Origin of the sequence: Streptomyces sp. NPDC013187, from assembly GCF_042899705.1 — a bacterium.
Lineage (GTDB): Bacteria > Actinomycetota > Actinomycetes > Streptomycetales > Streptomycetaceae > Streptomyces > Streptomyces hawaiiensis_A.
The window spans coordinates 17762-35457 of the sequence record NZ_JBIBAF010000010.1 but is presented as its reverse complement, the minus strand read 5'-3'; the positions used below and the strand labels follow the sequence as shown (position 1 = coordinate 35457).

General features: G+C 69.6%; 18 protein-coding genes and 1 tRNA gene. 9 read left to right on the top strand and 10 right to left on the bottom strand.

Annotation, left to right across the window (positions count from 1 at the left end; genetic code table 11):
• The first annotated feature begins 107 nt into the window (after window positions 1–107).
• The gene (locus ACFY5B_RS22105; RefSeq protein ID WP_389971717.1) at window positions 108–1871 is read left to right on the top strand and encodes an FAD-dependent oxidoreductase; all 1764 of its coding nucleotides are present in this window, start codon (window positions 108–110) and stop codon (window positions 1869–1871) included.
• 192 nt (window positions 1872–2063) lie between these two features.
• Window positions 2064–2501, top strand: coding sequence for a membrane protein insertion efficiency factor YidD (gene yidD / locus ACFY5B_RS22100; RefSeq protein WP_389971715.1), 438 nt, complete (start codon window positions 2064–2066; stop codon window positions 2499–2501).
• A gap of 167 nt (window positions 2502–2668) precedes the next feature.
• Here yidD and ACFY5B_RS22095 read toward each other — a convergent pair whose 3' ends face one another.
• Entirely contained in the window at window positions 2669–3856 is a 1188-nt protein-coding gene (locus ACFY5B_RS22095; RefSeq protein ID WP_389971713.1) for an extracellular solute-binding protein, read from the bottom strand.
• Window positions 3857–4026: 170 nt separating this feature from the next.
• On the opposite strand from ACFY5B_RS22095, the gene ACFY5B_RS22090 reads away from it, so the two are divergent.
• From ACFY5B_RS22090 to ACFY5B_RS22075, 4 genes are all read left to right on the top strand, one after another.
• Window positions 4027–4287: a hypothetical protein gene (locus ACFY5B_RS22090; RefSeq protein ID WP_389971711.1), complete on the top strand. Its 261-nt coding sequence runs from the start codon at window positions 4027–4029 to the stop codon at window positions 4285–4287.
• 215 nt (window positions 4288–4502) lie between these two features.
• A complete protein-coding gene (locus tag ACFY5B_RS22085) occupies window positions 4503–6764 on the top strand; it encodes a catalase (RefSeq protein ID WP_389971709.1) in 2262 nt (753 codons plus the stop codon).
• Window positions 6765–7011: 247 nt separating this feature from the next.
• Window positions 7012–7215, top strand: coding sequence for a cold-shock protein (locus ACFY5B_RS22080; RefSeq protein ID WP_030850640.1), 204 nt, complete (start codon window positions 7012–7014; stop codon window positions 7213–7215).
• A 52-nt stretch (window positions 7216–7267) separates the two neighbouring features.
• A tRNA-Thr gene (locus ACFY5B_RS22075) sits at window positions 7268–7339 on the top strand.
• A 178-nt stretch (window positions 7340–7517) separates the two neighbouring features.
• On the opposite strand, the gene ACFY5B_RS22070 is transcribed toward ACFY5B_RS22075, so the two are convergent.
• Window positions 7518–7913 carry an MmcQ/YjbR family DNA-binding protein gene (locus ACFY5B_RS22070; protein ID WP_389971707.1) on the bottom strand — a complete coding sequence of 132 codons (396 nt, stop codon included), beginning with the start codon at window positions 7911–7913 and terminating at the stop codon, window positions 7518–7520.
• A gap of 66 nt (window positions 7914–7979) precedes the next feature.
• Window positions 7980–8411 carry a YybH family protein gene (locus ACFY5B_RS22065; protein WP_389971705.1) on the bottom strand — a complete coding sequence of 144 codons (432 nt, stop codon included), beginning with the start codon at window positions 8409–8411 and terminating at the stop codon, window positions 7980–7982.
• A 159-nt stretch (window positions 8412–8570) separates the two neighbouring features.
• Here ACFY5B_RS22065 and ACFY5B_RS22060 point away from each other — a divergent pair, with 159 nt between their 5' ends.
• Together ACFY5B_RS22060 and ACFY5B_RS22055 are read left to right on the top strand one after the other, a co-directional pair.
• Window positions 8571–9530: a helix-turn-helix domain-containing protein gene (locus ACFY5B_RS22060; protein ID WP_389971703.1), complete on the top strand. Its 960-nt coding sequence runs from the start codon at window positions 8571–8573 to the stop codon at window positions 9528–9530.
• Window positions 9531–9817: 287 nt separating this feature from the next.
• On the top strand, window positions 9818–10699 hold the full coding sequence (locus ACFY5B_RS22055; RefSeq protein WP_389971701.1) for a hypothetical protein: 882 nt from the start codon (window positions 9818–9820) through the stop codon (window positions 10697–10699).
• Between the two features lie 325 nt (window positions 10700–11024).
• Here the strand turns inward: ACFY5B_RS22055 and ACFY5B_RS22050 are convergent, their stop codons facing one another.
• The 6 genes from ACFY5B_RS22050 to ACFY5B_RS22025 all read right to left on the bottom strand — a co-directional run bounded on the left by ACFY5B_RS22050 (window position 11025) and on the right by ACFY5B_RS22025 (window position 15500).
• Window positions 11025–11495, bottom strand: a complete 471-nt coding sequence (locus ACFY5B_RS22050; RefSeq protein WP_389971699.1) for a hypothetical protein — start codon at window positions 11493–11495, stop codon at window positions 11025–11027.
• Entirely contained in the window at window positions 11492–12070 is a 579-nt protein-coding gene (locus tag ACFY5B_RS22045; protein ID WP_389971697.1) for a transposase, read from the bottom strand. Before ACFY5B_RS22045 ends, ACFY5B_RS22050 begins: the two co-directional genes overlap by 4 nt.
• A gap of 50 nt (window positions 12071–12120) precedes the next feature.
• Window positions 12121–12639: a hypothetical protein gene (locus tag ACFY5B_RS22040; protein ID WP_389971695.1), complete on the bottom strand. Its 519-nt coding sequence runs from the start codon at window positions 12637–12639 to the stop codon at window positions 12121–12123.
• 607 nt (window positions 12640–13246) lie between these two features.
• Window positions 13247–13519, bottom strand: coding sequence for a hypothetical protein (locus tag ACFY5B_RS22035; protein ID WP_389971693.1), 273 nt, complete (start codon window positions 13517–13519; stop codon window positions 13247–13249).
• 125 nt (window positions 13520–13644) lie between these two features.
• The gene (locus tag ACFY5B_RS22030) at window positions 13645–14325 is read right to left on the bottom strand and encodes a response regulator (protein WP_389972189.1); all 681 of its coding nucleotides are present in this window, start codon (window positions 14323–14325) and stop codon (window positions 13645–13647) included.
• A gap of 8 nt (window positions 14326–14333) precedes the next feature.
• Window positions 14334–15500 (bottom strand): sensor histidine kinase, encoded by a 1167-nt coding sequence (locus ACFY5B_RS22025; RefSeq protein ID WP_389971691.1) that lies wholly within the window; start codon window positions 15498–15500, stop codon window positions 14334–14336.
• A 176-nt stretch (window positions 15501–15676) separates the two neighbouring features.
• Between ACFY5B_RS22025 and ACFY5B_RS22020 the strand changes: the two genes are divergently transcribed.
• The gene (locus tag ACFY5B_RS22020) at window positions 15677–16102 is read left to right on the top strand and encodes a hypothetical protein (protein ID WP_389971689.1); all 426 of its coding nucleotides are present in this window, start codon (window positions 15677–15679) and stop codon (window positions 16100–16102) included.
• A 396-nt stretch (window positions 16103–16498) separates the two neighbouring features.
• Here the strand turns inward: ACFY5B_RS22020 and ACFY5B_RS22015 are convergent, their stop codons facing one another.
• The gene (locus tag ACFY5B_RS22015) at window positions 16499–16873 is read right to left on the bottom strand and encodes a hypothetical protein (RefSeq protein WP_389971687.1); all 375 of its coding nucleotides are present in this window, start codon (window positions 16871–16873) and stop codon (window positions 16499–16501) included.
• Between the last annotated feature and the right edge of the window lie 823 nt (window positions 16874–17696).

Genomic DNA, 17696 nt, shown 5'->3' with positions numbered 1-17696 from the left:
CCGCGCCAGTGACGTGCCATCAGGCCAAGTTGCGTCGGCTGCCTTCCGGGATGGGTGCCTCGCCCATATCCTCGTGCGCCCGACGTTACCAACGGTAAGGGGTGGCGATGAGTGGCACCACGCGCAGAGAGTTCCTGGGCACTGCCGCAGCCGCCGGCGGCGGGGTGGCCCTCGGAACCCCGCAAGGGGCATCGGCCCAGAACGCCTCCGCACCGCAGACCGTGGCGGTCCTGGGCGGCGGCGTCGCCGGGCTCACGGCCGCCCACGAACTCGCCGAGCGCGGCTTCCGGGTCACGGTCTACGAACGCAAGTCACTCGGCGGCAAGGCCCGCAGCATGGACGTACCGGACAGTGACACGGGCGGCCGGCGCCCCCTGCCGGGCGAGCACGGCTTCCGCTTCATCCCCGGCATCTACCACAACCTGCCCGACACGATGCGGCGCATCCCGTTCCCCGGCAACCCGGGCGGCGTGCACGACAACCTCGTCGCCCCGAAGGAGATGCTGTTCGCCAGGTCGGGCGGCCGTGAGGACATCCGGATTCCGCTGCCCTGGCCCGACAACACCCCGGCCGAACTCACCCCCGACGAAATCCGCCGCGCCTTCACCGCCGTTCTGGACACGACCTTTAACCTCCCCCTCCACGAGGCCCTCTACTTCGCCAACCGCTTCCTGGTCTTTCTCACCAGCTGCGACCAGCGCCGCGACGGGGAATGGGAGCGGACGCCCTGGTGGGACTTCGTGCGGGCCGGACGGATGTCCTACGACTACCAGCGGGTCCTCGCAGTCGGCATCACCCGCAACATCGTGGCCACCAAGGCGGAGGAGGCCAGCACTCGTACGGTCGGCACCCTGCTGGAGGCCTTCGCCTTCAACGTCCTCGGACGGGGCGCGGACGGACCACTGGACCGGATCCTCAACGCACCCACCAACGAGGCGTGGATCGACCCCTGGGTGACGTACCTGAAGTCACTCGGGGTCGAGTTCCGCGTCGGCTGGACCGTACGGGACCTGACCCTGGAAGCAGGTGTGATCGCCGGCGCCGTGGTGGAGGACCGCTCAGGCGTGCGCCAAATCGTCACCGCCGACCACTACATCTCGGCGATGCCCGTCGAGCACGCTCGCCGCACATGGAACTCCGCCGTCCGCGCGGCCGACCCCCAGCTGGCCGAGTGTGACCGCTTGGAAACGGACTGGATGACGGGCATTCAGTTCTACCTGACCGAACGCGTGCCGATCGTGCACGGCCACCTCGACCTCATCGACTCCCCGTGGTCGCTGACCGCGATCGCCCAAGCCCAGCACTGGCCCGGCCGCGACTTCCCGGCCGACTACGGCGACGGTACGGTCGCGGACTGCCTGTCCGTGGACGTCTCCGAGTGGGACCGGCCGGGCATCCTGTACGGCAAGACCGCCAAGCAGTGCACCCGTACCGAAGTCGCACGCGAGGTGTGGGCACAGCTGAAGGCGTCGCTCAACGACAGCGGCCGTACGGTCCTGAAGGACTCCGTGCTGCACTCCTGGTTCCTCGACCCCGCTGTCGACGGCCTCGGCACGCCCCATCCCGTCAACGACGAGCAACTGCTCATCCACCCGGTGGGTACCTTCCACCACCGCCCGCAATCGGCCACGAAGATCCCCAACCTCTTCCTCGCCGGCGACTACGTGGCGGTACCCATCGACCTCGCCACCATGGAGGGCGCCAACTCGTCGGCCAGACAAGCCGTCAACGCCCTGCTGGACCGATGCGGATCCACCGCACAACGCTGCACCGTGACCCCCCTGTACCGAGCCCCCGAACTGGAACCCCTCAGACGCCACGACCGCACCCGCTACCTCCTCGGCCTGCCGAACGCCTTCGACCTCGGCTGAAGGCCGTTGAGGCCCGGCACGTCTCTTCCTCCACGGGGCAGCGGCCAGTGACACGGTCGGCTGGTCGGTGAACGTGGAGGAGCACACCGCACCGGCCTCCAGGGATGTCCGGCCGCACGGTGAAGGGGCCCAGCGCGTCTCGAGGCCGCTACTTCGTATGATCTTCCCCGTTGCGAAGAAGCGGGGTGGGCAGTGGCGCGGAACGGTCAGCGCGGCCGCAGGAGGAACGAGGACAGCGAGAAGGAGGGCTGCTGCGCGGCCACCCTCGACACGCTGACGCACCCGTGCTGTTGCGGGGGCGCGTGGTCCCAGGCGGCGGCCCTGTGGCTCACGCTGCTACGCCCCTCGCTCACCGCCGGTCACGGCGCCGACCCGGCCGCGCCCCCGCCGCGTGGCCGGTTGGCCGCCGCGATGTACCGGTTCGTGCGGCACTACCGCGTCGCGGTCAGCCCGACCCGGCCGCCGTGCTGCCCGTACACCCCGAGCTGCTCCACGTACGCCGTACAGGCCCTCCACCACCACGGCGCCCTCCGCGGCGGCCGGCTGATCCTGGCACGCCTGCTGCGCTGCCGCCCCGGCCCGGCCCGGCACCGCGCCCACCAGGACCCGGTACCGCCGGGCCGTCACTGACGGTCGCGAGGATTCCGACGCGGTCCGCGGACGCTGGGAACCGATCAGCTCCGGCCCGCCTTCACCCCGCACATCGCCGGCTTCGGGGCAGCAGCGTCAGGACGACCACGCCTCGCGCACCGGTCATCAGGACCGGGCACCTCACCCGGTCCCGCCCGCGGCGGCACTCACAATCCCGCGATCTGATTCCACCGCTTGCTGAACTCCACGCGTTCAGCCGAGTCGACGTCCCGCGCGACGGCGAGCCGGCCGCGCATCTCCTTGTCAGGGAAGATCAACGGGTTCTCGGCGAGGGCGGCGCTCTCCTCGTCCTTGGCGGAGGCCAGTACGTCCCGGGCTGCGGGCACCGGGCAGACGTAGTTGACCCACGCGGCCAGCTCGGCGGCGACGGCGGGATCGTAGTAGTAGTCGATGAGCCGCTCCGCGTTCGCTTTGTGACGGGCGAGGTTGGGAATCATCAGCGACTCGGCCCACAGCTCGGCGCCTTCTTCGGGGACGACGAATGCGATGTCCGGGTCGTCGGCCTGGAGCTGGATCACATCTCCCGAGTACGCCTGGCATGCCAGTACGTCACCACTGGACAGGTCCTTGATGTAGTCGTTGCCCGTGAAGCGCCGGATCTGTCCCGCCTTCACCTGCCTCTCCACCTGGTCACAGACGGTGTGGAAGTCGTCGGCCGTCCACCGGGTGATGTCGACGCCGTTGCCCTGCATCAGCAGGGCGAACGCTTCGTCCAGACCGGACAGCAGTGTGACCCGGCCCTTCAGGTCGCCCGCCCACAGATCCGACACCTGCCGTATCTCCCGGCCGGCCCTGCGCCGGTTGTACGCGATGCCGGTGATGCCCGACTGCCACGGCACCGTGTACTTGCGGCCGGGGTCGAACGCGGGCGACCGCAACTGCGGGTCGAGGTACCGGGTCACGTTCGGCTGCCGGGCCCGGTCCATCTCCTGCACCCAGCCGAGCCGCACGAACCGCGCGCTCATCCAGTCACTGATGACGATCAGATCGCGACCGGTGGGCTGATGGTTCATCAGCGCCGGACTGATCTTGCCGAAGAACTCGTCGTTGTCGTTGATCTCCTCGACGTACTCGACTGAGACGCCCGTGCGCTTCTCGAAGGCTTCAAGAGTGGGCCGCCGCGAGGGACGCTCGTCATCGGTATCGATGTACAGCGGCCAATTCGCCCAGTTCAGCCGGTGATCGGTGGAGGAAAGGTCGACGGCGGCGCGGTCGCCGGGGCGTACATACGCGGCCGGGACGCCACACCCGGCGAGTCCGCCGAGCACCGCGCCGGAACCCAGTGCGCGCAGCAGCGTACGGCGGGAGAGCGGAGGGATCGTCTTCAGTGGCATGGGGGCAGCATGCCGGGTCTGGCAACAGCCGAACAATTGACACAACTGCATGAGCACGCTGCGGAGCCCCATCTTCCGTATATGGGTCTGCTTTTGACGGCATGCCGTATCTCGCCGAGGGAAGCCGAAGTGTCCCAGAGGCGCACTCTCGTATCCCGGAGGAAGCATCGATGACCCGACACCAAACGCAGCAGCAATCGGGGCCGGGAAGGCTCGAACCCGGCACCAGACAGCGCGCCCAACTGCCCAGCCGTATCGCTGACATCGCCTGGACCTCACTGTGGGTCCTCGTCGCCCTGTGGGCCGTCTGGGCCTCCGTCGGCGTCGTGCGCGGGGTGACGGCGTGGGGCTACTGCGTCGGAGCCTGGGTGCTGCTGGCCGTCGCGCTGGCCATGCGGGTCGTGGTCATCCGCCGCCGAACCCGGATGTAGGCCGGGAGGTCGCTCATGGAGCGCGTCAACTCACGCCAGAGCCTCGGCATGACCGTGTTCGCGGCAGCCCTCCTTGGAACCCGGGCGGTGACCGTGCCCGACAAGCCCGACAGTGATGAGTACGGAACAGCCGGGTACCCGGCGCCGGATCTCACGGCACCCCCATGACATGGCCGCGCTGGCCGTGGCCGGTCAGACGCGGAGGAACGATAACGATGAGCCAGCCCAATCCCCTCAAGCGGGCGGCGGACAAGGTCACCGAAGCCATCCAGGGCACCGGCACGGGACCGGACGAAGGAATTCCGGGCAAGCCTGCCCCGGATTCCCCCGGCGTCGCGGAGCCCACCGAACCGCGCGAACCCCTGCCGCCGAAGCCCGACCAGAGCGGCCCGGACACGATGTCGCCCACCGGGCAGGCCACCGGCGCGGCCCAGGCACGCATGGCCCAGTCGGGCACCCATCTCACCAATGCTCAGGGCACACGGCTGTACGACACCGATCACTCGCTCAAGGCGGGCCCGCGCGGACCGGTGCTGCTGCAGGACCACCACCTGCGCGAGAAAATCATGCACTTCGACCACGAGCGCATCCCGGAGCGGGTCGTACACGCACGCGGCGCGGCAGCGCACGGCGTCTTCAAGAGCTACGGCACCGCGGCCGCCGTGTCGAAGGCGGCGTTCCTGGCACCGGGCGCCGAGACTCCGGTGTTCGTACGCTTCTCCACCGTGCTGGGCTCCCGGGGCTCCTCCGACACGGTGCGGGACACCCGCGGGTTCGCGACCAAGTTCTACACCGAGGAGGGCGTCTTCGACCTGGTCGGCAACAACATCCCGGTCTTCTTCATCCAGGACGCCATCAAGTTCCCGGACATCATCCACGCGGGCAAACCGCACCCGGACCGGGAGATCCCGCAGGCCCAGAGCGCGCACGACACCTTCTGGGACTTCGTCACGCTGCACACCGAGGCAGCCCACCACACGCTGTGGAACATGTCCGACCGAGGCATTCCGCGCTCGTACCGGATGATGGAGGGCTTCGGCGTCCACACCTTCCGCCTGGTAGCCGCCGACGGCTCCACCACGCTGGTGAAGTTCCACTGGAAGCCCAAGCTCGGTGTGCACTCCCTGGTGTGGGAGGAGGCGCAGATCGCAGGGGGCGTCGACCCCGACTTCCACCGCCGCGACCTGGCCGACGCCATCGAGGCGGGCGCCTACCCCGAGTGGGAGCTGGGCATCCAGACCTTCCCCGACACCCCCGACCAGACCTTCGAAGGCATAGACCTGCTCGACGCGACCAACCTCGTCCCCGAGGAACTCGCCCCCGTCCAGCCGATCGGACTGCTCACGCTCAACCGCAACCCGTCGAACTACTTCGCCGAGACCGAGCAGGTCGCCTTCCATGTCGGTCACCTCGTGCCCGGCATCGACATCACCGACGACCCGCTCCTCGCCGGGCGACTGTTCTCCTACCTGGACACCCAGATCACCCGGCTGGCCGGCCCGAACTTCCCGCAGATCCCCATCAACCGGCCGCACTCGCCGGTCAACGACATGCAACGGGACGGCTTCCACCAGGACGCCGTGCACCGGGGCGTCGCGCCGTACCGGCCCAACTCGCTCGACGGCGGCTGCCCGTTCCTGGCGGGGGCGGAAACCGGGGCGTACATCGAGACACCCGTACGAGTGCTTGAGGCGAAGAAGGTCCGTGAGGCACCCGAGTCGTTCTCGGACCACTTCAGCCAACCGCGCCGGTTCTGGCTCAGCATGAGCCCGGTGGAGCGGGAACACATCATCTCCGCTTACACCTTCGAGCTCGGCAAATGCTACGAACAGGCCATCAGGGAACGGGCCCTGAACGTGCTGGCCAACATCGACGCCGAGCTGTGCGCGCGCGTCGCCGAGGGCCTGGGGCTGCCGGTACCCGAACCGACCGTCCCCCTCGCCGATGTCGAACCGAGCCCGGCGCTGTCCCAGGTCGGTCGCTCCTGGCCCACCGACGGCCGCCTCATCGGCATCGTCACCGGCCCGGACGGGGACCTGGACGGCGTGCGCGCGGTACGCGAGGCGGTGCTCGCCGCCGGCATGGTGCCGTTGGTCATCGCCCCGACGGGCGGCAAACTCGGCACGGGCGACGGCGCGGTCACCGTCCAGCGGACCTTCGTGACCGCCCGGTCCATCGAATTCGACGCACTGCTGGTGGCCGGGGCACCCGCCGCCGACGGCGACGCCCGCGGCTCCCGTGAGGCCAAGGCACTGCCCGCCGGTGCGCCCGGAACGATCGACCCGAGGGTGAGCCTGCTGCTGTCGGAGGCGTTCCGCCACGGAAAGGCGATCGGTGCCTGGGCGGGCGGCGAAGCGGCGCTGGAAGCGGTCGGGATCCCCGCCGACGGACCCGGCATCGTGGTCGGCCGAAGCGGAACCTCGGTACTGGAGGGACTCCAGGACCTGATGTCCTCCCACCGCGTATGGGCACGGTAGAACCGATACCGGCCTGGCGTGTTCGTGCCACCGCCATGGCGGGAGTTCGCACCAGGTCTGCACCGTGATCGTCGCTGGGACAGGCACAGTCCTGGCTCTCGTCGTCGACACGCCCCCCCACGATCAACGGAAAGGTCGGATAATCGGCGGCCGAGGGGGTAGAACGGTTCGCGGGTGCCTTCCGGTTCCGGACGGCCCCACCCATGGACCAGCCGAGACCTCTCGGCGATATCGAAGGACAAGCAGCATGGCCAGCGGCACCGTTAAGTGGTTCAACGCCGAAAAGGGCTTCGGGTTCATCGCCCAGGACGGCGGAGGCCCGGACGTCTTCGCCCACTACTCCAACATCACCGGCAACGGCTACCGGGAACTGGTCGAGGGCGAACCGGTCACCTTCGACGTGACCCAGGGACAGAAGGGACCGCAGGCCGAGAACATCGTGCGCGGCTGACGAAGGAAACGCGTAAGCCTCGCATGAGCCACTGCGTACGGTGGCACCCGCCGCGGGGTGGAGCAGCTCGTTAGCTCCCTGGGCTCGTAACCCAGAGGTCGCAGGCCCAATCCTGTGCCTGCCACGAGAACGAGGGGCCCGGCTGATGCCGGGCCCCTCGTCACATACGAGCAACGCCCGTCACGCGGTGTGCCTCTCGCGTCGGAGGGGCTCCAGGACCCTTTCGCGTCGCCCGCTGCCCGAGCCGGGCAGTGCACCAGCCGCGCGGCCGCGCCGCCTGCTGGAGCCGCATCCCGCCGAGGTCATCGGATGGCCTGGTCGCGCCGGGTGAACGCCGTCGGCTCCACCGGCCGTTGTGCCGCGGGGAGCTTGGACACGACCAGCAGGTAGGAGTCGGTCACCAGTTCCTCGACGAGTCCGCGGTCGAGGGAGTCGCCGCCGTGGAGGGTGATCCAGTGCCTTTTGTTCATGTGGTAACCGGGGGTGATCTCGGCGTACTGCTCACGCAGAGCCGCCGCCTCGTCGGGGGCGGACTTGAGGATCACCATCGGTTCCCCGGCCACGTCGGTGATCAGCATGAAGACCTTGCCGCGCACCTTGTGCACGTCCCACTCCGGTCCGAAGGGGTGCTCCAGCACGGCGCCAGGAAGGCCCTCGGCGCGGTCGGCGGCCGTCTGCTGCAGTGTCCTGCCGTTCACGATGTACGGTTCCTTCCTCCTTGCGCGACGGGGCGCAGATCTCGCATCCCGCCACCCTCACCCCGGTCAGGACGCGATCGCGTCCTCGGCGGTCTGGGTGAAAGCCCAGTTGGAGTGCACGATCCGCCACTCACCGTCGATCAGCCGGTAGGCCTCCGTGGCGTTCCACCCACGGAGCTGTTGCTCGTTGCCGTCGTCGTCGAGCGTGTACGTGTTCAGGTTGTAGGCCAGGACCGCGGAATCACCGCTGTCGCTGACGTGCACGACGGGGTTGAGGTACTCGCTGCGCACAATGTGCGGATTCGAATAGAGCGATTCGATGTGCGCGATCACCACGTCACGACCGACGAGCAGTTCCTTCAGCACCGGATCGAAGTAGCTGATGGTCTCGGCGTAGTTGTCGAGGTAGCCGCGGTTGTCGCCACCGCTCCACCGATCGTTGAAGGACTTCTCCAATTCGAGAATCGTCTTGCTGATTTCTTCCTTGTCGACGCTCATGCCGTTCCCTTGATGGATGCGTGTGCCGGCCTCACCTGCCCGGCCGGCACGAATGGGCGATTCATGGCGCCGTGCGGCGCCGACGGCCCGTGGGTGCGGGCCGCACTCACCATGCTTGCCTCGGGTTGACCATCTCGTGCAGTAAGCTGCGGACACATCATGGTCACCAGCGGACAGTCGGGCAGGGCGATGCCATCCGCCTCCCCCCAAGGCGCACCCACCCCGCTGTACGGTTTCCAGCCCCCGGTGGGCACCCCGTACAGCCTGGAGGTCACCACGATCGAGGACTTCCACGCCCACCACGACGACTGGCCGTGGAATCCGCCGCTCCCTGGCCGGGCCACCTTCCACTACCTCATCCTGGTGACGTCCGGAGTGCTGTACCACGACGTCGACCACGTCACCCGCACCGTCACCCGTGACCAGTGGCTGTGGGTACGACCCGGCCACACGCAGTGCTGGCACCCGCCCGGCACCGCCAAAGGCCCCTTCATCCTGTTCGAGCCGGACGTCCTCCAGGCTGAGACCGCCCGGCTGCTCACCCCCGTCACCGCACACCACGCGCCCGCCGTGCTGACGCCGCGCCCCGACGACGTCCCCTGGGCCGAACGCACCGCCCTGCAGCTCCTCGACGAACACCGCGCCCTGGGGCGGCGCCCGCTCGACCTTCACCACGCCCTGCGGCGCAGTCTGCTGGAGGCCCTGCTGCTCCGCCTCGCCCACAGCCCCGGCGCCGCGGCCCCACCGCCGCCCACCGCCCGCGGCGGCCGACGCGCCATGGTCCACCGGCAATTCCTCGACGCACTGGAACTGCACTTCCGCGAGCTGCACCACGTGGACGACTACGCCCGCCTGCTCTCCTGTTCGGTCCGCACCCTCACCCGAGCCGCCCAGGCCGTCGCCGGCACCGGAGCGCGGCAGGTGATCGATGAACGGCGTCTCCTCGAGGCCCGTCGCCTGCTCGGCGGTAGCGGCTGGACAGCCGTGGCCGTCGCCGCCCACCTGGGCTTTCCCGACGCCGCCGACTTCGGCCGATTCTTCCGCCACCGCACCGGCCTCACCCCCGCCGCCTACGCGGCGCGAGAAGAACGTCAGCAGACCGGCACGGGCCCCGCATAACCCGGTCACCGGACCCGGCCACCGGACCCGGCGAACCCTCGGCGAAGGGCGCGGACGCCGTGCGACGGGTGTTGTTCCCGCGCCGACCGCCCGCAGGCCGGCGACAGGACACCCAGTCACGTAGGCGTCCATGACACCCCGGCCGACGACATCGTCACCTACGACACCACCGAACGCTCCGCGGCCCGGGGGTCTCCGGGCCGAAGGCTTGTTATGACCGCCGTCATGATGGATGCTGCCCCTCGGTGTACGCCGCAGCGAGCAGGACGAGCCGGGAGGGCCTGAAAGTGAGCGAAAGCGTCGCACGGGCGATGTGGGAGAGGTTCGAACCGGTCCACCAACTGGTCTACTTCACCCCCGAGGTCCGCGAGGCCGTGGAGAGTCTCGGACTGCGCGGCTACTGGATGGGCTACTTCGCCTTGCGCGCGGCGCCGCTCGGCCCTGTTCCTCCCTCCGTCGTCACCAGCTGCTTCTACGTCTTCCACCCCGACCGGGCGGCGAGCGCGCTGCCGGACGCCTGGGCTCTCGCCTCTCCCCAGCAGGTGATCGAGGCCCGCGAACGGGCCGTGGGCGCCGCGATGACCAGTCTCTATGGTCCGGACGTCGTTGCCTCCACCGAGCTGGCCGAGGCCGCCGACCTCGCCTGGGAGGCAGCCCGCGCCGCGGACACTGCGGGACGAGCGCTCGGTGCGGCCAACCAGGCGCTGCCCCGCCCTGCTCAACCCCACGTCAGACTCTGGCAAGCGGTGACCACCTTGCGCGAACACCGTGGCGACGGACATGTGGCCGTGCTGGTGGGCCGCCGTCTGGGGCCGGTCGAGGCGCTGGTGCTCAAGAGCGCCTCTGGAGAAACCGACGCCGAGTTCCAGCGACGCATCCGTCAGTGGAGCGTCGAGGAATGGCGTTCGGCGCAGGCGAAGCTGCGCGAGCGAGGCTGGATCGACGAGGACGGGCGGCGCCTCACCAGGGCTGGAGCGGCCGCTCACGAGCAGATCGAGGCGGACACGGACGCGGCGGCGGGCACGCCGTGGCAGACGCTCGGCGCCGACGGCACCACCCGCCTCGCTCACCTTCTTGAACCGCTCGCACGACGCGTCCTGAACTCCGGAATTGTGCCGCCCGGCAACCCAGTTGGGCTGACGCAGAGTACATGGGGCTCGACGCGGTGACGCCCGTGTCTGCGCTGTACACAACTACCGCCACCAGGGGCCGCCTTCAGAGCGACTCTCTCGCCGGTTGACGCTTACCCACGTGCCATTGCTTTCTACGAGCGACAGGGCGCTCTCCGTACCGACCAGCGCGTCTTCCTGTTGTCGTCTCCGTCACCGTGAGCAGGAAGACGCGGACCAACCATTGCGGCGCCTTCGGCCACAGCATCATCGGCCTGGGGGTGCTCAACCAGGGACGACGCGCTTCTGGCTCTTCAGTCACTTGCGGCCGACACCCCCGGACTTCGAGAGTAATCGTCAAGACCTGTGGATGAGTTGACTTCGGTCAGCGTTGACTCTGCTTCTTCAGGTTGATCCGGGCGGTGTTGCGGATCCGCTTGGTGCGACCGCCGTCGGCGAGGATCTTGAGGGCGGCTGCGTTCGATGCTTCGGCCGTTTTGAGCTGGAGCCAGTTGGATGCGTCGAGCAAGGCATCCGGACGCCACGACTGCCGCAGTGTGACGGCCCGGAAGAGGGACCATTCGTGAAGGCGCTGCGTCAGGAACGGGTAGCGCGCCGTGGCCTGGCTCATCTTCTCGGCCCAGGATTCGTAGTGGGGTCCGCCGTGGAGGTCGGCGGCCTGGCGGTCCAGATGCCGCAGGACGGCGGACTGGGCCATCGCCCGGACCGGGTCGGTGAGGACTCTGCTGACCAGGTCGACCTCGTCGGCCTGCGCGACCTGCTCAAGCTCGCTCAGGTAGTTCCAGAAGCGGAGATGCTCGCCGGGCTCCTCCTGCTGCGAAGTGTCGTGGTTCATGCGGCCCGGTCCTGCCGCTCGACTAGGACGCCGTTCTCGAACCGGGCACCTGCACGGACCAGAGGCACCGGGCGGTTGCCCGTGATCGCGCGTCGGCGGACCCGGGCGGACCCGACGAGCTCGAACACCATCCCGAGGGCCGCGGCCGGGCTTCCGGCGCCGCGGGTGACCTTGGTACGGAGCTTGACCGTGGAGAACGTCGATTCGATCGGGCTCGTGGTCCGCGAGTGAATCCAGTGCTCGGCCGGGAGGTCATGGAACGCCGGCAGTTCGTCCCGGTCGGTGGTGATCTTCGCGACGGTCTTGGGCCGCTTGGTGCCGTGAGTTCTGGCGAACGCCTCGATCGCCTTCTCGGGGTGTGAGCGGTGTTCGGCGTAGTAAATCTCCTCCGTCGCCTTCGTCGCGCCCGGCTGCGCGGACTTCGGCAGGGTGTTCGCTATATTGCGGGCCCCGTGCACCCAGCAGCGCTGACGGCGGGCGCCGGGGAACACTTCGGCGAGGGCCTTCCACAGGCCCATGGCGCCGTCGCCGACCACCAACTCGGTGGAACCGTCGTCGGTGACTACGCTGAGCAAGGGCGTGCCCTCCCGGCCTGCGCTGCGAACGCGGGCCTATTCGGTGACCATCAAAGGATCATTCGGGAAGGTACGCCCTCCGTGTGCCCTCCCGGAACCGATCCACAGGTCTTGACATTGCTGACCAGGTAATCGGCGCCGGTGCGTTCGCTGAGCCGAGGCAGGACATCGGCGCGCAGAGCGTGAACGAGACCGGCGGTGCTCGCGTCCTGTGGTGAGGTCGTGGGGAAAGCGATGACGGTGAACACAGCGCCGTCCGGGGAAGGCGGTGGCGGCGTGGCGGCGGCGATGCCCGCAGTACGGGCCAGCCCGATCCGCAGTTGCTCGGCGGCGTCGGTGTCGCCCCGGCCGACCACGAGCAGGGGACCGTCGAACCCGGCGCCCAAGCCCTCGGCCAGCAGGTCGTATGCCTTGCGACTCGTGGACGATGCCGGGTCGTTGCCCGCGTCGGCGAAGCCGAGGGGCATGCCCAGAGCCGGGGCGGACAGGGCCAGGAGCGCCACTCCGGCGGCCAACAGGACGGGCAACGGGCGCCGCTGTACGGCGGAGGCCAGCCGCCGCCAGCGCACGCCCTCGTCCCTGCCCTTGGCTTGCGCCTTGGCGAACGGCGTGAGTACGTGCCGTCCCGTCGGATTGGGCCGCCGAAGAGCGCGAGGAGAGCGGGCAGCAGGGTCACCGAGGCGGCCATGGTGACCAGGACGGTCAGCGCGACGTCCTGTTCGGGGCGTCCTCGGGCTTGGCGTCCAGGATGACGGTGGCATAGCCGATGGTGCCGTCCTCGGAGACGGCGGGAGGCATCCGCGTAGGGGCTGCGGACGTCGGCGACGCCGGGCAGGCCGCGTACCCGGTCGAGGGTCCGCACGATGGCCGGGCGATCACCGCTCAGCCCGTCGGAATCCTTGAAGACGATGTGCACGGTGCCGCCCGCCCGCGCGGAGCCGTGCCGCTTCAACAGGTCTGCGCGGCCTGTGAGTCGGTGCCGGGCAGGGTGAAGTCGTTGCGGCAGGCATGTCCTGCGCTCCGAGCGCCGACGGCGATGACCGCGACCACGAGGACCCACAGAAGCAGTGCGCCCCAGCGGTGGCGCTGGGACCAGAGGGCCAGACGTCCGAAGACGCCCGCCAGTCGGTGACGGGACCGGTGGCCGCGATCATGTCGCGTGCCGATGACATGGGTTCACCGGCCCCGGTCGTGCGAACGGAGGTTCTGCCCGGCGCGGCGGCAGGCGATGACGCCACCGAGCACCGCGCAGATCAACGGCACGGCGACGAAGGCGGCCAGCAGCACGCCGCCGGAGCCCGCCACGTCGAGGGCGCGGCCGAGTACGAAGGCGGAGAAGGCACCCACGGACTCGGTCAGCAGGAAACCGGCGGCGCCGCCGGCAAGCACGCCGACGAGGACGGCCGGGCCCTTGGCGGAAGGCGGGGAAGCAGGGGAGCGTGTACTCATGCCCCGCAGCGTCCGGCCGCGGCATGCGACGGCGCATCGCCCTGCGGCGGACACCTGCCCTACCCCGCCGGTGGCGCGCCCCCGGGCCGATTTACGCCGCTGGTGGGTTCCCGGCAGCGCTCCGGCTACGGTGGTGGCCCACCGCTCAGCCAGCCCGGGCGGACCATGCCGGACTCGTACGCCAGAACCACGAGTTGGGAACGGTCGCGGACATCCACCTTGGTCATGATGCGGCTGACGTGGGTCTTGGCCGTCGCAGGGCTGAGGACGAGGCGGGCGGCGATCTCATCGTTGGTCAGGCCGGCGGCGACCAGCTCCATGACCTCCCGCTCGCGGTCGGTGAGGACCTTGAGACGTGGGCTGGGCTCAGGTGCCTCGATCCGTACGGCGAACTCCGCGATCAGCCGGCGTGTGACGGAAGGGCTGATCAACGCATCACCACGCGCCGCCACCCGTACGGCGTGCACCAGCTCCTCCGGCTCGGTGTCCTTGACCAGGAAGCCGGTGGCACCGGCGCGCAGCGCGCCGTACACATAGTCGTCCAGGTCGAAGGTGGTCAGGATGACCACCTTGATGCCGTCGAGACGTGGATCACCGGCGATCTGCCGGGTTGCCTGAAGGCCGTCGACGCCCGGCATGCGGATGTCCATGAGCACCACATCGGGGTGCAGCGTGCGGCAGGCGGTCACAGCCTGTCCGCCGTCGCCCGCCTCACCGACCACCTCGAAGTCGTCCTCGTCCTCGAGGATCGAACGGAACCCGGCACGCACCAGGCGCTGGTCGTCCGCCAGCAGGATCTTGATCACGGCCTGCGTCATGAGAGGGGTCGCGCTCCGTTCGTGTAGGGGATCCGGCCGCGTACGGTGAATCCGCCCTGCTGGCCGGGGCCCGCGGTCAGCTCGCCGCCCAGCGCGTGGGCCCGTTCGCGCATCCCGCGGATGCCGCTGCCCGGCATGCGGCCGCCCGTGGCCGCCGGCCCGTGCCCGTTGTCCGTGATCTCGACCGTCACCTGCCGCGCCCCGCGGTGGATGCCGATGGTGACGGCTGTCGCGTGGGAGTGACGGTTCACATTGGTGAGCGACTCCTGGACGATGCGGTACGCGGCCAGGTCCACCTCCGTCGGCAACTGCTCCCGCTCGCCGCTGCACCGTACCCGCACGTCGAGTCCTGCGAGCCGCGCGGATGCCACCAGATCGTCGAGGCGGTTCAGTCCGGCCGTGGGCGCGATGGGCGCCCTCTCGTCGACCTGCCGCAGCACCCCGAGAGTCGCCCGCAGCTCCCGCAGGGAGTCCCGGCTGGTGTCCTTGATCGCCCCCAGCGCTTCCTCCGCGCTCCGTGCACCGCTGGCCGGGTCCTTGCGCAGGCGGCGCAAGGCAGCGGCGGACTGGACGTTGATGAGCGAGAGGTGATGGCCCACGACATCGTGCAGTTCTCGCGCGATACGCAACCGCTCCTCACTGGCCGCGCGCTCCTCGGTCTCCCGAGCAAGGGCCAGGCGGTTGTGCCGCACCCAGCCGAGTGCGACCACCCCCACCAGCCACCCCGTCAGCATGAACACGGCGACACCGTTGACGTCGTGGTTTCCCGCGAGTGTGCCGACGCCGGTCGCGATCACGGTCAGGGCCGCCAGAGCGATCGCCGCCTGGAGGTGCCCCTTGGCCGCGACCACGTAGAGCGTGACGACGAACGCGACCACGAGAGGACCGTCGTAGACGCTGACGAGGTAGTAGGCGGCTGTGGCAGCCAACACGGACGCGGCGACGAGCACAGGACGGCGACGGCACACGTACAGCGCCGCGCAGGCGGCGATGATCAGTGTCCAGCCGAGGACAGTGGCCGGCCAGGACTCCTCCCGCTCACCGATGAGCGACCTCAGACTGCCCACCGCCACCGGCACGAAGACACCACAGGCCAGAGCGGCGTCCGCCGCACGGCCGCTGGGCGGGCGCAGCCGGAGACGCGAGACAGCACCGGGGCTCATGCCGCCAGCCTAGGCAACCGCCATCCCGGTGCCCTCCTCCGCGCGGCGGAATGGGTCCGGCCATCCCTCGCAACCTCCGTGGTACGCACCCGCACGGTGGCCACAACCGCCGGGGTACTACAGGTGTCCGCCGCAGACGGACGCCCCGGCGGTATCCGTTTCCCGATGATGGAGCCGTGAACGCAGATAGCCGTCTCCCGATCGGCCGACGCCTGCACGGCCTGAATTGGCCGCTGGTGGCCGCCCTGACCGCCCTCGCGCTCGTGCGGCCGCTGTTCTCCATCGCCGGCTGGAGCGAAGCTCTCGGGAAGCCCCTGACCCCTGTGATCCTCACCGTGGGCATCACGCTGACTTGGATCCTCGCGGTCGGTCTCAGCCGCGTACGCGACCCGCTTCTGACCCTCGTGGTCACCGGCGTGGCCTACGCACTGGCCGCCCTGGTCCTGAGCGCGGTCCTCTCACCACTCCTGACCGGAAAACTCCAGGGCCCTCTCGCTCAGCCCCATGCGATCGTCCCGCTCTTCCTCGTCAACGCCGCCTGGGGAGCCCTCTGCGGAGCGTGCGCGATCGGTCTGCGCAGGGCGCGTGGCGTCCGCTCCTGAGCGCGAGTCCCAGGACTGGACGGGAACCATGCGCATGAGCCACTGAAACACCGGCGACACCCCAGCCGACGGCTGCGACACCCCAGCCGAAGTCCTTCAGCGAGACCGTCGACCCGCCCGCGATCGGGCCGAACTGCCGTCTGCAGGGCGGAGGCTGGTTCTCCTATGTGACGGGTCGTGGACGTGAGGGGGACAGTGGCTGGGGGTACTGAGGAGAGTCGGCCGCGGCTGTCGTCTGGCACGGGGCAAGCGCCCCCCGTGGGGGGCGCCCGTATCGGGTCAGATGAAGTGGCATCGCCTGGGCCCGTGATGCAGAGTGCCGGCCGTCCCAGTCCAGTTGCAGGCGGCCCTGTGGGGTGGCACCGCGGTCTCCCGCGACGGCCACCCCGCGGGCGGTCAGTTCAGCGGGATGTCGCCGCCGCCGTCACCGTCACTGCCGCCGTCGCCGGGCGGCTCGACCGGGTCCGGCGGATAGAAGGCCAGGATGTTCTGGAAGATGGGCCGGATCGGGTCCGGCGGCCAGAAGGTCAGGGTGTCTCGGACGATGGGCCGGACCGGGTCCGGCGGGAAGGAAGTCAGGGTGTCCCGAACGATGGGCTGGATGGGGCCCGGTGGGAAGAGGGCCAGGGCGTCCTGGACGCTGGGCTGGACCGGAAATGGTGCGTTGGGCTGGGCGTGCGCCGTTGGGGCGCCGAGCAGGACGGTTCCCGCAGCCAGCGCGGCGCCGGCCGTCGCCAGGACCAGTGGGGCTTTTACGCGTGCGCGTCTCACCTAGGGGCTCCGTTTCGGGAGGAGGGGCTAGTGCCATGCGAAGCTTCGGATCCCGGTGTTGATCACGTGAGCCGCCATTTGGAGTACTGTCGTATTTATGCAGCTCATAGCGGTGTTCACGGAGGTATGACGCTCCGATCGGCCGCATCCCAACGGGTGGCAATTCGCGACCGGGTCAGCTCTGCCGCCGGCAGTGGGCTGCAAGACGGGCGGAGTGGAGTACAGAGGCCGACGGACCGGTCCGCCGGTGACCCGGACCATCCCCGACCCACCGTCGAACATCCTCACCGAGGAGACCAGAGCGGCGGCCGACGACGGCACCGCCTCAACGTCATGGCGGGACACGGCACCGGCTTGCCAGACGGTCGCCGACGAGTACCGGGGGAGAGGCCCGACTTCGACCGGCGATGCGATCGTGCGGCCCGGGCACTCGGTATCGACCCGGATGAACCGCGATCCGAGGCGACGGCCCTGGCCCGGCTCATAAGCTCTCCCGTGGACCGTTAGCAGCGGCTTGTCTCGTCGTCGGGTACGAGGGCGATCCGCTCGAACCCCTCTTCCGCGCTGCCCACGCCTGATCGACAGGCCACCGGGCCCTGCCTGGCTGCCGGTTCGCAGCCGTACCTGGAGCGGGGTTCGTCCCAGGGTGCACGAGTATCATCCGCCTGCACCGCGAATCCATGCGCGAGTTGGGCTCCGACCGCCCGGTCCGTCACATCGTGGCGGCCATGCGCGAGGGGGCCGCGGTGGGAGAGGTGGCGGCTGCGCTGCGAGAGGCCGCGCAGGCCTACGGCGTCAGAGGGCGGCGGCGTGAACCCGTTCG

Coding starts and splice junctions, on each gene's coding strand:
- ACFY5B_RS22090 (WP_389971711.1), top strand. CDS start 4,027: ATGACCCGACACCAAACGCAGCAGCAATCGGGGCCGGGAAGGCTCGAA.
- ACFY5B_RS22085 (WP_389971709.1), top strand. CDS start 4,503: ATGAGCCAGCCCAATCCCCTCAAGCGGGCGGCGGACAAGGTCACCGAA.
- ACFY5B_RS22060 (WP_389971703.1), top strand. CDS start 8,571: ATGGTCACCAGCGGACAGTCGGGCAGGGCGATGCCATCCGCCTCCCCC.
- ACFY5B_RS22035 (WP_389971693.1), bottom strand. CDS start 13,519: ATGAGTACACGCTCCCCTGCTTCCCCGCCTTCCGCCAAGGGCCCGGCC.
- ACFY5B_RS22025 (WP_389971691.1), bottom strand. CDS start 15,500: ATGAGCCCCGGTGCTGTCTCGCGTCTCCGGCTGCGCCCGCCCAGCGGC.
- ACFY5B_RS22095 (WP_389971713.1), bottom strand. CDS start 3,856: ATGCCACTGAAGACGATCCCTCCGCTCTCCCGCCGTACGCTGCTGCGC.
- ACFY5B_RS22080 (WP_030850640.1), top strand. CDS start 7,012: ATGGCCAGCGGCACCGTTAAGTGGTTCAACGCCGAAAAGGGCTTCGGG.
- ACFY5B_RS22105 (WP_389971717.1), top strand. CDS start 108: ATGAGTGGCACCACGCGCAGAGAGTTCCTGGGCACTGCCGCAGCCGCC.
- ACFY5B_RS22050 (WP_389971699.1), bottom strand. CDS start 11,495: ATGAACCACGACACTTCGCAGCAGGAGGAGCCCGGCGAGCATCTCCGC.
- ACFY5B_RS22065 (WP_389971705.1), bottom strand. CDS start 8,411: ATGAGCGTCGACAAGGAAGAAATCAGCAAGACGATTCTCGAATTGGAG.